The 12,827-nt window shown below is 62.9% G+C and carries 12 protein-coding genes; 6 read left to right on the top strand and 6 right to left on the bottom strand.

From position 1 onward, the window contains the following. The first annotated feature begins 338 nt into the window (after window positions 1-338). Complete coding sequence (locus HU763_RS18030) at window positions 339-1,109, top strand: AraC family transcriptional regulator (protein ID WP_186687884.1); 771 nt, start codon at window positions 339-341, stop codon at window positions 1,107-1,109. On the opposite strand, the gene HU763_RS18025 is transcribed toward HU763_RS18030, so the two are convergent. Next, on the bottom strand, window positions 1,075-1,977 hold the full coding sequence (locus HU763_RS18025) for a DUF6216 family protein (protein ID WP_186687883.1): 903 nt from the start codon (window positions 1,975-1,977) through the stop codon (window positions 1,075-1,077). The two genes, HU763_RS18030 and HU763_RS18025, sit on opposite strands and share 35 nt — an antisense overlap. A gap of 142 nt (window positions 1,978-2,119) precedes the next feature. After that, window positions 2,120-3,007 carry a LysR family transcriptional regulator gene (locus tag HU763_RS18020; protein WP_186687882.1) on the bottom strand — a complete coding sequence of 296 codons (888 nt, stop codon included), beginning with the start codon at window positions 3,005-3,007 and terminating at the stop codon, window positions 2,120-2,122. A 140-nt stretch (window positions 3,008-3,147) separates the two neighbouring features. Here HU763_RS18020 and moaB point away from each other — a divergent pair, with 140 nt between their 5' ends. Beyond that, window positions 3,148-3,687: a molybdenum cofactor biosynthesis protein B gene (gene moaB / locus HU763_RS18015; RefSeq protein WP_170031469.1), complete on the top strand. Its 540-nt coding sequence runs from the start codon at window positions 3,148-3,150 to the stop codon at window positions 3,685-3,687. A gap of 160 nt (window positions 3,688-3,847) precedes the next feature. Here the strand turns inward: moaB and HU763_RS18010 are convergent, their stop codons facing one another. Continuing rightward, complete coding sequence (locus tag HU763_RS18010) at window positions 3,848-4,747, bottom strand: bestrophin family protein (protein WP_186687880.1); 900 nt, start codon at window positions 4,745-4,747, stop codon at window positions 3,848-3,850. A gap of 20 nt (window positions 4,748-4,767) precedes the next feature. Then, window positions 4,768-5,772, bottom strand: coding sequence for a GTP 3',8-cyclase MoaA (gene moaA, locus HU763_RS18005; protein ID WP_186687877.1), 1,005 nt, complete (start codon window positions 5,770-5,772; stop codon window positions 4,768-4,770). A gap of 214 nt (window positions 5,773-5,986) precedes the next feature. Between moaA and HU763_RS18000 the strand changes: the two genes are divergently transcribed. Then, a complete protein-coding gene (locus HU763_RS18000; protein ID WP_186687874.1) occupies window positions 5,987-8,317 on the top strand; it encodes an FdhF/YdeP family oxidoreductase in 2,331 nt (776 codons plus the stop codon). Window positions 8,318-8,406: 89 nt separating this feature from the next. Here the strand turns inward: HU763_RS18000 and HU763_RS17995 are convergent, their stop codons facing one another. Then, complete coding sequence (locus HU763_RS17995) at window positions 8,407-8,865, bottom strand: Lrp/AsnC family transcriptional regulator (protein ID WP_186688134.1); 459 nt, start codon at window positions 8,863-8,865, stop codon at window positions 8,407-8,409. 92 nt (window positions 8,866-8,957) lie between these two features. Between HU763_RS17995 and HU763_RS17990 the strand changes: the two genes are divergently transcribed. Beyond that, a complete protein-coding gene (locus HU763_RS17990; protein WP_186688135.1) occupies window positions 8,958-10,142 on the top strand; it encodes a trans-sulfuration enzyme family protein in 1,185 nt (394 codons plus the stop codon). Window positions 10,143-10,281: 139 nt separating this feature from the next. Here HU763_RS17990 and HU763_RS17985 read toward each other — a convergent pair whose 3' ends face one another. Then, the gene (locus HU763_RS17985) at window positions 10,282-10,518 is read right to left on the bottom strand and encodes an HP1242/YdcH family protein (protein ID WP_170031457.1); all 237 of its coding nucleotides are present in this window, start codon (window positions 10,516-10,518) and stop codon (window positions 10,282-10,284) included. Between the two features lie 115 nt (window positions 10,519-10,633). Here HU763_RS17985 and HU763_RS17980 point away from each other — a divergent pair, with 115 nt between their 5' ends. Both HU763_RS17980 and HU763_RS17975 read left to right on the top strand, forming a co-directional pair. Continuing rightward, window positions 10,634-10,999, top strand: a complete 366-nt coding sequence (locus HU763_RS17980; protein WP_186687871.1) for a 5-carboxymethyl-2-hydroxymuconate Delta-isomerase — start codon at window positions 10,634-10,636, stop codon at window positions 10,997-10,999. A 163-nt stretch (window positions 11,000-11,162) separates the two neighbouring features. After that, window positions 11,163-12,800, top strand: coding sequence for a phosphoethanolamine transferase (locus HU763_RS17975; protein ID WP_186687868.1), 1,638 nt, complete (start codon window positions 11,163-11,165; stop codon window positions 12,798-12,800). Window positions 12,801-12,827: the final 27 nt, after the last annotated feature.

The raw sequence follows: 12,827 nt of genomic DNA, 5'->3' as shown, positions 1-12,827 counted from the left end.
GCCTTTTTGTTGGTTATTGGATAGGCAGTTCTGATGTCACGTGATGCGGCTTGCGTGGGGCATAGAGTGGACCGATCAAGGCGGCGGTTCTTGATGGTTTTCTGCAGGGTGGATGACGAAATCGGCACAGTTGGAAAAAAGCAGTGGCTTGGGGAAAGGCGGCTGGATAGGCTGTAAGCCATACAGGGCAAGGGCTTGAGAACTGCAGTGGCGGTGCCGGCCCTTTCGCGGGTTAACCCGCTCCCACAGGGACCCCACCGCCTTCAAGATCTGTGAAGCCCCTTGTGGGAGCGGGTTTACCCGCGAAGAGGCCGGCACAGCAAACCGAGACAGAGCAGATGAGCGACACCCCCCTGGCAACCCTGTATCAGTCCTTCGACCAGCACCGCCCCGCCAGCCTCGAGGCCCTGCTCGCCGGTGTGGCCTTGCTGCTACCGATCCTCGATGCCATTCCCAACGCGGCGATCTTCATCAAGGACCCGGCTGCCCGCTACGTGCTGGCCAACGACACCCTGGTCCGGCGCTGCGGCCTCAAGCGCCTGCAACCGTTGCTGGGCAAGACCAGTGCCGAGGTGTTCCCGGCACAGCTGGGCCCCGGTTATACCGAGCAGGATCGACGTGTGCTCAAGGAAGGCCTGGTGCTGGAAGACCAGCTGGAACTGCACCTGTATGGCAGCCGCGAGCCCGGCTGGTGCCTGACCCACAAGCGCCCGCTGTACAACCTGGCAGGGGAGATCATCGGCCTGGTCGGCATCTCGGTCGACCTGCAGTCAGCCGCCGACACCCACCCGGCCTACCAGCGCCTGGCGGCGGTGGACGAGCACATCCGCCAGCATTTCCACCAACCGATCAGCATGCGCGAGCTGACCCGGATAGCTGGTATTTCCGTGGCCCAGCTGGAGCGCTACTGCAAGCGGGTATTCCACCTCACGCCACGGCAGATGATTCACAAGGCGCGCCTCGAACATGCCCATCGCCTGCTGCACTCGGACCTGCCGATCACCGAAGTGGCCATGCGCTGCGGCTATACCGACCACAGCGCCTTCAGCCGCCAGTTCAAGCAGCTGACCGGTTTTACGCCGCGGCAGTATCGGCAGGCGACGACGTAGTGGCCGATGGCGTTGCCTGCAGTCCGCATTGAGCGCGTTTTTGCCACTGCTGGTACAGCGATCGTGCCCTATGCATACGGGCAAGTTTCAATAGCAGCAGTACCAACCCCACCATGCTGCCGAACGCGATGCCTGCCAGTAATGAACGCTGCGCCTTGAGCCCATTCACCACGTGTGATTCGTAGTTGGGGTCCATAAAAAATGAGCAAACGGTGTCCAAGTCCTTTTCAGGAAAGCCTTTTGTGAAGGGTTTCAGGGTTTGGTTTGAGCGGCATTGCTCCGGCGTCAGGACCTTGTCTGGCCACATTTCAAACTTGATGTTGTCCGTAGAGAGGTAGAACGAGGGCGTGTCGGGGGCGTCTTTCAAATGCACCAGCAAATACTTGGAATCGCCGAAAAACGAAAATGGCATAAAGGTGCCAATGAGCCCAAGCATTGCGACAAATGTCAGCCCCAATTTCCATCGGCTGAATCGATTGACTGCAAATGTGGGTGCAGCAAAATTGCTCCAATCCATATATTTGCGGTTGCGGCCTATATCGCTTGGGGCAAAGCCATTGTCCACGATCCAGCGATGAGCGAGCCTTGCATCGCGCAAGTTGTTTGCAGGAATGTTGAACTCGTATCTGAAAAATTCGATTTCACGCAGCTCCTTACGCATCTCGTTCAGTTCTGAGAGGTCGTCGAACTCTGTTTTTCCACCGAAACTGCGCCAGATCAGGTCGCGCAGAAAGTACAGCGACCCGGCCCTGCTGTGGATAAACGACACCAGCAAGAGCACCATCACCAACAGGCCGAGGCCGCCTAGCGGGGCCAAGTTTTCGGCACTCCATACCAATGGCGTGGAAGCGGCTGAAGGTGTCGTCATGTCAGATCCTTGGACAAATGGGATGAGAAATGGCTGCGCGTTGTCGCACTGCCTGGTGAGTGAAGGAGGATAAAAGCGGCGGGAGCGGCCTGTCGCTAGCGAAAAGTCCTAGGGTGCAGTAGGACAATTCGCTGTTGAGCGATTAACAGGTAGCGAACAACGCCCGCGCCTCGGCAAAGCACTGCTCGGCAATCGCCGAACGTGGTTCGCTGCGGCGCAGCAGCAGGCCTACCGGGCTGTGGATGGCGGCGTCGGCCACCGGCAGGATGCGCAGGTGTTCGCTGAGGTCTTCCAGGCCGCAGTCCAGCGGCATGATCGCGCAGCACATGCCGGTGTTGATGGCCTGGATCAGCTGGAAGCTGGAGTCGCTTTCCAGCACCGCATTCGGCTCCAGGCCGCGGCTGCGGAAGCTCAGGTCCAGCGACTGGCGGTAGTGCATGCCCTTGCTCAACAGGCCCAGCGGAATGCCACCGAGCTCGTCCCAGCGCAGGGTGTCGCTGGCGAACTGGAAGTGCCGGGTATCGTGCAACAGGCCCATGGTGGTGGTGCCCAGTTCGATCACTTCGAAGAAGCTGGTGTTGACCTGGTCCAGGTAGCAGATGCCCAGGTCGAGCTGGTTGCGGCTGAGCCCGTCGATGACCTGCTCCGAACTCAGCGAGCTGAGCTGGAAGTGCAGCTCGGGGTATTTCTCACGCAGCGGCAGCAGCAGGTGCATGGGGTTGAAGCTGGCCAGCGGCACCGTGCCCAGGCGCAGGCTGCCGACCACCTGGCCACGGCAGCTGGCGGCCTCGGCCTGCAGGCCGTCGTGGGCGGCGAGCAGGGTGCGGGCCCAGGCCAGGATGCGCTCGCCGGCTTCGGTAAAGCCTTCGAAACGCTGGCCGCGCTTGACCAGTACCAGGTCCAGTTCGTCCTCCAGGTTGCGCAGGCGCATGGACAGCGTTGGCTGGGTAATATGGCACAGCGCCGCGGCCTGGCCGAAGTGGCGGGTCTGGTCGAGGGCGATGAGGAACTTGAGCTGCTTGATGTCCATGGAAGTGCCTGGTATCGGGTTGTGCAGACCTTAACCCACGTTTGCGATAGATGTCATTGATCAGCCGGTACGCCATATCGATTGGACGCCCCCGGGCCATGCCTCTAGCGTGGCTGCAATGCCACTGAAGGAGCTTCGCCGTGCGCGTCCAAGCCGACGCGGTCTTCGTACCGCTCAACATCGCCGTGCTGACTGTCAGCGACACCCGAACCTTTGACAACGACACCTCCGGCGAGCTGCTGGCCAGCCGTTCGGTGGAGGTCGGCCACCGTCTGGTGGCACGGGCGCTGCTCAAGGACGACCTGTACAAGATCCGCGCCCAGGTGGCTACCTGGATTGCCGACGACCAGGTGCAGGTGGTGCTGGTCACCGGTGGTACCGGTTTTACCGGGCGCGACAGCACGCCGGAGGCGGTCGAGTGCCTGCTGGACAAGCGCATCGACGGGTTTGGCGAGTTGTTCCGGGCCTTGTCGATCCTGGATATCGGCACCTCGACCGTGCAGAGCCGCGCGTTCGCAGGGCTGGCCAACCGCACCCTGGTGTGTTGCCTGCCAGGCTCCACCGGGGCCTGCCGGACGGCCTGGGAAGGGATCCTGGCGGAACAGCTGGATGCGCGGCACCGGCCGTGCAACTTTGTCAAGCACCTGCTGCCGATCGAGGCCTGCGCCAGCCGGGGCTGATTCACTCACGGCTGGCTGACGCGTGTAGGAGCGGCCTTGCGTCGCGAAAGGGCTGCGCAGCAGCCCCAGTACCTGCGCATTGATGCAAAGATTGCCGGGGCTGCTGCGCAGCCCTTTCGCGACGCAAGGCCGCTCCTACATCGGCCCTGCGATGGCAGTTTCAGCTCAACACATACCCCACCGGCAACAACGCCGGCGGCAGCTGTCGTTCGCCCAATCCGGCCAGTACATCGCGCTCCACGGTGCGCACCATGGCATCGGTCGGCAAGTCGTTTTCATCGCGCCCGAATGGGTCTTCCAGCTCGTTGCCAATCGCATCCAGCCCGAAAAAGGTGTACCCGACGATGGTGGTGAACAGCGGCGCCAGCCAGCCCAGTGGCTCGGCCAGGGCAAACGGCAGCAGCAGGCAGAAGATATAGATGGTGCGGTGCAGCAGCAGCGTGTAGGGGAACGGCAACGGCGTGCCCTTGATCCGCTCGCAGGTGGCCTGCACCTCGGTCAGGCCCACCAGGCGCTGTTCCAGCAGGCTGTAGCGCCAGTCACTGATGTGCTGTTGTTCCGCCAGCCGCGAGCAGTGCTCGCCCACTTCGCGCAGGATGGCGTCGCACACATTGTGGCTGCCGAGCGCTTCGGGCCGGGCCAGCCAGGGCCGGGCAGCCGCCAGTTCGTCCTCGTTGCGCAGGTGCGCATTCAGCGCATGGGCAAAGCCGCACAGGTTGCGCAACAGCTCGACGCGCAGGGCCGGGTCGGCGATGACCTGGCTCTCGCGCACGAACGAGCGGGTTTCGATGATCAGCTTGCCCCAGGCCTTGCGCCCTTCCCACCAACGGTCGTAGCAGGCGTTGTTGCGAAAACTCATGAAAATCGACAGCGACAGGCCGAGCAGGGTGAACGGGGTGGCGCTGACCGGGTAGAAAAACGCCGGGAAATGCCGCTCGACCAGCACGATCAGCGCGGCCAGCAAGGTGATCATCAGGCAGCGCAGGGCAATGCGCTTGACGATCGAGCCCTTGAGGGTGAACAGCACGCGCAGCACATCAGGAGTGGGGTGGACGATCATGGCAATCCAGAGACGGCGGCCTAGCCGCCGGTCATGTTCATGAAGCGCAGGATCTGCACGTCGCCACCGACTTCGAAGTGATGGCGGTAGGGTTTGAGGTGCAGCGAATCGCGAATGGCTTGTTCCAGGCGTTCGGCGTTGCCCGGGTGGGCGCGCAGCACCTGCTTGAGGTCCACCGAATGTTCGTTGCCCAGGCACAGCAGCAGGCGGCCCTCGACGGTGAGGCGCACGCGGTTGCAGGTGGCGCAGAAGTTGTGGCTGTGCGGCGAGATGAAACCGATGCGGGTGTTGCCGGCTTCGGCCAGGCGCCAATAGCGCGCCGGGCCTTGCGACGATTCGGTCGATTCGACCAGGGTGAAGTGCTCGGCCAGGCGCGCGCGCACCTCGTCGCTGGAGCAGAACGACTCGCCGCGCTCATGCTCGTCGATCACGCCCAGCGGCATCTCCTCGATGAAAGTGATGTCCAGCTCGCGGTCGATGGCAAAGCGCACCAGGTCGACCAGTTCGTGGTCGTTGCGGCCCTTGAGCACCACGCAGTTGAGCTTGGTGCGCTGGAAACCGGCGTGGCGCGCAGCGTCGATGCCGGCGATCACCTGGTGCAGGTCACCGGTACGGGTCAGCTGCCTGAAGCGCTCGGCATCCAGGCTGTCGAGGCTGATGTTCAGGCGGGTCACGCCAGCGTCGAACAGCGGCTGGGCCAGGCGCCCGAGTTGCGAGCCATTGCTGGTCAGGCACAACTCGCGCAAACCGGGCAGGGCGGCGATGCGCCCGCACAGGTCGACGATGCCCTGGCGCACCAGCGGTTCGCCACCGGTCAGGCGGATCTTGCGGGTGCCGAGGGCGACGAAGCGCTCGGCCACCGCGAACAGCTCTTCGAGGCTGAGGATTTGCTGGCGTGGCAGAAACTGCATGTCTTCGGCCATGCAGTACACACAGCGGAAGTCGCAGCGATCGGTGACCGACATCCGCAGGTAGTCGATTTTCCGGTTGAAGCCGTCGATCAGGGCCCGGCTGTTCTGTTCCACGTTCGCGCTCGAATGGGTTGGGACTGCACTCCAAGCTATAACCTGGGGGCAAGGCCGTCAAATTGCTTTGCCCGACCATTTGATCGACTGCTTCTATCATCACCCCCGGCGCATGATCGAAAGCGCTTATCACGCCGTAAGATCTTTCGATTGGACGGCTCTACCCCGCGCTCCATAGGCTGAAAAAAAGCATCGAAGCGTGAGGATTCAGCGCATGAGCCAGGACCGACATATCCGCGACTACAAGGGCGCCGCCGCCGGCTGGGGGGCGCTCAAGAGCGTGACCAAAAGCTGGCTGGGCAGTGACAATGCCTTCAAGAACCTGCGCGCCATGCTCAAGACCAACCAGAACGGCGGCTTCGACTGCCCCGGTTGTGCCTGGGGCGAGTCGCCGGAAAACGACATGGTCAAGTTCTGCGAAAACGGCGCCAAGGCGGTCAACTGGGAGGCCACCGGCCGCTCGGTGGACCCGGCGTTCTTCGCCAGGTACAGCGTCAGCGCGCTGGCCGCGCAGAGCGACTACTGGCTGGAATACCAAGGCCGGCTGACCCACCCGATGCGCTACGACGCGGCCACCGACCACTACGTTGAAACCAGCTGGGAAGAGGCGTTCGCCCTGGTCGCCCAACACTTGCGCGCGCTCGACTCGCCCGACCAGGCCGAGTTCTATACCTCGGGGCGGGCCAGCAACGAGGCGGCGTTCCTCTACCAGCTGTTCGTGCGTGCCTACGGCACCAACAACTTCCCCGACTGCTCGAACATGTGCCACGAAGCCAGTGGCGTGGGCATGGCGGAAACCCTTGGCGTGGGCAAGGGCACGGTGGTGTTCCACGACCTGGAACTGGCCGATGCGATCTTCGTCATCGGCCAGAACCCCGGTACCAACCACCCGCGCATGCTCGAACCGTTGCGTGAAGCGGTCAAGCGTGGGGCCCAGGTGGTCTGCTTCAACCCGCTGAAAGAGCGCGGCCTGGAGCGCTTCCAGCACCCGCAACACCCGTTCGAGATGCTCAGCAATGGCTCCGAACCGACCAATACCGCCTACTTCCGCCCGGCCCTGGGCGGCGACATGGCGGTGTTGCGCGGCATGGCCAAGTACTTGCTGCAATGGGAGCGCGAAGCCCAGGCCAACGGCGAACCGGCGGTGTTCGACCATGCCTTCATTGCCGAGCATACCAGTGGCATCGACGCCTACCTGGCCACCCTGGACGCTACGCCGTGGGCGCACATCGTCGAGCAATCGGGGCTGACCCAGGCCGAGATCGAGCTGGCTGCGCGCATGTATCGCAAGGCCGAGCGGGTGATCATGTGCTGGGCCATGGGCGTGACCCAGCACCGCCACTCGGTGGCGACGGTACAGGAAATCGTCAACCTGCAACTGCTGCGCGGCAACGTTGGCAAACCCGGTGCCGGCCTGTCGCCGGTGCGTGGCCACAGCAACGTGCAGGGCGACCGCACCATGGGCATCGATGAAAAACCCAGGCCGGCGCTGCTCGACGCTCTGGAAAAGCGCTTCCGCTTCCGCGTGCCGCGCGCCCATGGGCACAACGCGGTGTTGGCGATCAAGGCCATGGAAGAAGGACGGGCCAAGGTGTTCATCGGCCTGGGCGGCAACTTTGCCCAGGCCACGCCGGACACGCCGCGCACCCATGCGGCGCTGCGCAATTGCGCGCTGACCGTACAGATTTCCACCAAGCTCAACCGCTCGCACCTGGTCACTGGCCGCGACGCGCTGATCCTGCCCTGCCTGGGGCGTACCGAAATCGACCTGCAGGCCAGCGGGCCGCAAGGCGTGACCGTGGAGGACACGTTCAGCATGGTGCACCTTTCCCACGGCCAACTGCGCCCGCGTTCGCCACACCTGCGTTCGGAGCCGTGGATCATCGCCGGCATGGCCCAGGCGACCCTGGGCAAGCGGCCGATCGACTGGGAATACGCGGTTGCCGATTACGGTCGTATCCGCAGCATGATCGCCGATGTGATCCCCGGCTTCAGCGATTTCAACCAGCGTCTGCAGCACCCGGGTGGCTTCCACCTGGGCAACCATGCCGCCGAGCGCAAATGGCGCACGGCCACCGGCAAGGCGCGCTTCAGCCCGCAGTCGTTGCCGGAGCAACTGGTGAATGCCAAGGTGCTGGCGCGCGGTGACAAGCCCGACCTGATCCTGCAGACCCTGCGTTCGCACGACCAGTACAACACCACCCTGTATGGCCTGGACGACCGTTATCGCGGGGTGTTCGGCCTGCGTGAAGTGGTATTCGTCAACGAGGTCGACATCCGCCGGATGGGCTTCGAGCCGGGCGAGCATGTGGACCTGGTGTCGCTGTGGGAGGATGGCGTGGAGCGGCGCGTGTCGGGCTTCCGCCTGGTGGCTTACGACGTGCCGCAAGGGCAGGCGGCGGCCTATTACCCGGAAACCAATCCGCTGGTGCCGCTGGACAGCTATGGCGAGGGCACTTATACGCCAACCTCGAAGTTCGTCGCGATCAAGGTCGAGAAGGCCCAGGCCGGGAACCGGATCGCAGCGCTCAACACTGCAAGCTGATTGGCTCGTTTGCACGCGCCTGCAGGACGGTGCGATCCCTGTAGGAGCGGCCTTGCGTCGCGAAAGGGCTGCACAGCAGCCCCATCCAGTTAGCGAGATACCGGGTACGCCGTGGTGTACTTCATCTGTTCCATGGCAAAACTGGAGGTGATGTTGGAAAGCCCCTCGGTGCGGGTGATGAGCTTTTTATAGAAGCGGTCGTACGCTGCAATATCGCCCACCACCACCCGCAGCATGTAGTCCCAGTCCCCCGACATGCGATAGCACTCCATCACTTCCTCGAACCCGGTCACGGTTGCGGCAAACTGCTCCAGCCAGGCGCTGTCGTGGCGCTGGGTCTTGAGCTGGACGAACACCGTCAGCCCGAGCCCCAGCCGTTGCGGGTCGAGCAAGGCCACGCGGCCAACAATGTAGCCTTCTTCTTCCAGGCGCTTGACCCGCTTCCAGCAGGGGGTGGTGGACAGATTGACGGCCTCGGCCAGGTCCTTGAGCGAGATTGCGGCGTCGTGCTGAAGCAGGGTGAGAATGTGCTGGTCGAAGCTGTCCATGTCGCGTGCGGGCCGTGCAGGGAAATTTTTCACAGATTACCCCAAGGCCAGACGATTTGGGTTGTGCGATAGTGGCAACTTTCACTCTGCCAATGGGCCTGACCATGTCCGACAAGCCGCGTAACTTCGCCACCCGTACCATTCATGCCGGCGAGCAGTTCAGCGTCGCTGACAATGCCATTTTCCCGGCGATCGTCACCGCCAGCTCGTTCACCAAACGCAGCCTGGATGACAAGCCAGAATATTCCTACAGCCGGGTGGGCAACCCCACCCGGCATGCCTACGAAACCTGTGTCGCCGCCCTTGAAGAAGGTGTAGGCGCGGTGGCCTGTGCCTCGGGTGTTAACGCCACTGCCACGGTGCTGGAGTTGCTGCCCAAGGATGCCCATGTGGTGGTGATGAACGGCGTGTATGGCGGCACCTTCCGTATCCTCGAAGACTACCGTAGCCGCAGCTCGGGCCTGACCACCACCTACGTCGACCTCAACGACCTCGAGGCCGTGGCCGCTGCCATCCGGCCGGAAACCCAGCTGATCTGGATCGAATCGCCGACCAACCCGTTGCTGCACCTGGTCGACATCAAGGCCGTGTGCGACCTGGCCAAGGCGCGGGGCATCCTCACCTGCATCGACAACACCTTCTGTTCGCCATGGAACCAACGCCCAATCACCCTGGGCGTGGACCTGGTCATGCACTCGGCCAGCAAGTACATCGGCGGCCATTCCGACCTGACCGGTGGCGTGGTGGTAGCCGCCAATGATGCACTGCTGGCGCGCCTGCGCCGTATCAGCATGGCCATTGGCGGCGTGCAGGGGCCGTTCGACTGCTACCTGGCCCTGCGTGGGCTGAAGACGCTGGATGTGCGCATGGAACGCCAGTGCGCCAATGCCCTGCAGGTGGCGCGCTTCCTTGAAGGCCACGCGCAGGTCGAACAGGTGTATTACCCAGGGCTGGAAAGCCACCCGCAGCATGAGCTGTGCAAGCGGCAGATGCGCAGTGGCGGGGCAGTGGTGGCGATGAAGGTCAAGGGCGACCGGGCTGCGCTCAACCGCCTGGTGGAGGCGCTGCAGATCTTCGTGTTGGCCGACTCGCTGGGCGGGGTGGAAAGCATGATCAACCACTCCTGGAGCATGTCGCACTGCTCGCTGAGCCCGGAGCAGAAGAGCGTGATGGGCATCAGCGAGAACCTGCTGCGGTTGTCGGTGGGCATCGAGGATTACCGCGACCTGGTCGAGGACCTGGATGGTGCGTTGAACGCGCTGGTTGCTGGCGTGTGATGAACAGAGTGTAGGAGCGGCCTTGTGTCGCGATGGGCTGCGCAGCAGCCCCAAAACTTATGCCTTCGCGGTAAATTTGGGGCTGCTACGCAGCCCATCGCGACACAAGGCCGCTCCTACACGGGCCCGTGGAGGCCGGTCAGGATTTGGGCGGATGAATGATCCGTTCGATCTTGTCCTTGATCAGCAGCCGCTCCTTGCGCAAGCGGTTGACGGCCTCGTCGTTGGTACCGTTGCCTTCGGCGGCCAACACCTCCTTGTCCTTGGCGTTGTATTCCTTGTGCAGCGAATGCAGCGTCTGGTCCTTGTCCATGAGCGCCTGGAATGCATCGGCGGTAACGTGCAGGTCAGCGAGCAGATCATGCGGAACTGGCATTTCTTCACCTCTGTCGGGGTTGGCGAATGGTCCTGACCTTTGAGGATAGTCGGCTTTGCGCAGGTAGGGGACTGGGGTAGGCTGTCGCATCTCCCCGTGACCCGGAACCTGCGCCATGCCTCACCTCAACCTGGAATACAGCGACAACCTGCGCGAGCTCAATGTCGATGTGCTGTTGCTGCGCCTGAACCACGCCCTGGTCGGCAGTGGCCAGTTCGCCGATGAGGCGGACATCAAGAGCCGTGCCGAAGCCTTCCGGCACTTCCGGGTAGGTACCTCGCCGGGCGAGCGGGCCTTTGTCCATGTACGCCTGGCCATCCTCAGCGGGCGTTCGCCGGAAGTGAAGGCGCTGTTGTCCAGCAGCCTGCTCGAGGTACTGCGCGAAGCCCTCCCCGGGCGGCCAGGGGTGGATATCCAGCTGTGCGTGGAAGTGCTGGACATCGATCGGGAACCTTACGCCAAGCTGCGCCTGCCAGGCTGAACCGCGCTTTCATGAACTTCTTTTAATGTTCAAGGCGCCGGCTAACGGATTTGTTGGCGTCTTTTTCACAAAAAATTGATGGTGCGCTTTCTAGAGTTCGGCCAAGTTTCCGCGGTGCCGCCCAGGCCCTCGGGCTGGTCCTTACCCTTGAATGCGAACACTGATGCCGAACTTCAAATCCCTGCGGACTGAATGGGTCACGCTGCTGGCCAGCCTTTACCTGCTGATCGGCTTCAATGTCTTCCTCTGGCAACATCTTGAACAGGTCGTCCCCCCCGGTCTGCCGGGCCTATGGCTGATCCTGGCGTTTGCCGTGATGATGCTGTTCGCATTCAACCTGATTCTGACCCTGTTGGCCTTCCGCTTCATATTGAAGCCGGTACTCATTGTGTTGTTCCTGAGTGGCGCCGGTGTTGCCTACTTCATGAACCAGTATGGCGTACTTATTGATGCGGGCATGTTCCGCAATATTGCCGAAACCAATGTGGCGGAAGTGCGTGACTTGCTCTCGCTGAAATTCGCCTTGTATATCCTCGGCCTGGGGGTACTGCCGTCGATCCTGGTATGGAAAGCGCCGATCGCCTACCGCGCCTGGCACCGCGAGCTGTTCGGCAAGCTGGTGGTCGGCGGTGCCTGTGTCGTGGCCCTGGGGTCGGTGGCGCTGGTCAACTACCAGGGCCTGGCGTCGCTGTTCCGCAATCACCACGAACTGCGCCTGATGCTGACCCCCAGCAACATCGTCGGGGCGTCCTTCGGTTATGTCAGCGAGCGCGTCGGTAGTGCTGCGCAGCCATTCCAGCACTACGGCGAAGATGCCAGGCGCGATGCCGCCTGGCAAAAACATGAGCGCAAGTCGCTGACGGTGCTGGTAGTGGGCGAAAGTGCGCGGGCCGACCATTTCGGGGTGCTGGGCTATGACCGCGACACCACGCCGAACCTTGCCCGCGAGCAGGGCCTGCTGGCGTTCTCCGATGTGCACTCCTGCGGCACGGAAACCGCCGTTTCGGTGCCGTGCATGTTCTCCGGCATGCCGCGCAAGGACTACGATGCCCGCGTGGCGAAGAACCGCGAAGGCTTGCTGGACATCCTCCAGCGTGCCGGCCTGGCCGTGCAATGGCGCGACAACCAGTCGGGCTGCAAGGGCACCTGCGATCGCGTGCAATTCATCGACGTCAGCAACCTCAAGGACGCGCAACTGTGCGCGGACGGTGAGTGCCATGACCAGATCCTGCTGCAGGGCCTGGGCGAGCTGATCGACAACCTCGACAAGGACACCGTGCTGGTGCTGCACCAGATGGGCAGCCATGGCCCGGAATACTTCAAACGCTACCCGGCTGCCGACCAGCGCTTTGCCCCGGTGTGCCAGAGCAATGCCCTGGACCAGTGCAGCCAGCAGGAAATCGTCAACGGCTACGACAACACCCTGGCCTATACCGACAAGGTGCTGGCCGCGCTGATCGACACCCTGCGCAGCAAGCAGGACAAGGTCGACACGGCGATGATCTACCTGTCCGACCATGGCGAGTCGCTGGGTGAATACAACCTGTTCCTGCACGGCACGCCCTACGCCATCGCCCCCGAGCAGCAGAAGCACGTGCCATTGCTGACCTGGTTCTCCGACAGCTACAAGGACGACTTCGGCATCGATACCGACTGCCTGGCCAAGCTCAGCGACGCCCCGCTGTCGCAGGACAACCTGTTCCACTCGATGCTCGGCCTGTTGCAGGTGCACACCGAGGTCTACCAGCAGTCGCTGGACCTGTTCGCCAGCTGCCGGCCGTGGTTGGCGGCGAAGCAGTGATCGGGGAGGTGGCTGCGGCCCTGTGGG

It is taken from the genome of Pseudomonas anuradhapurensis, assembly GCF_014269225.2.
Taxonomy (GTDB): domain Bacteria; phylum Pseudomonadota; class Gammaproteobacteria; order Pseudomonadales; family Pseudomonadaceae; genus Aquipseudomonas; species Aquipseudomonas anuradhapurensis.
This window is presented reverse-complemented; position numbering and strand designations above follow the sequence as displayed.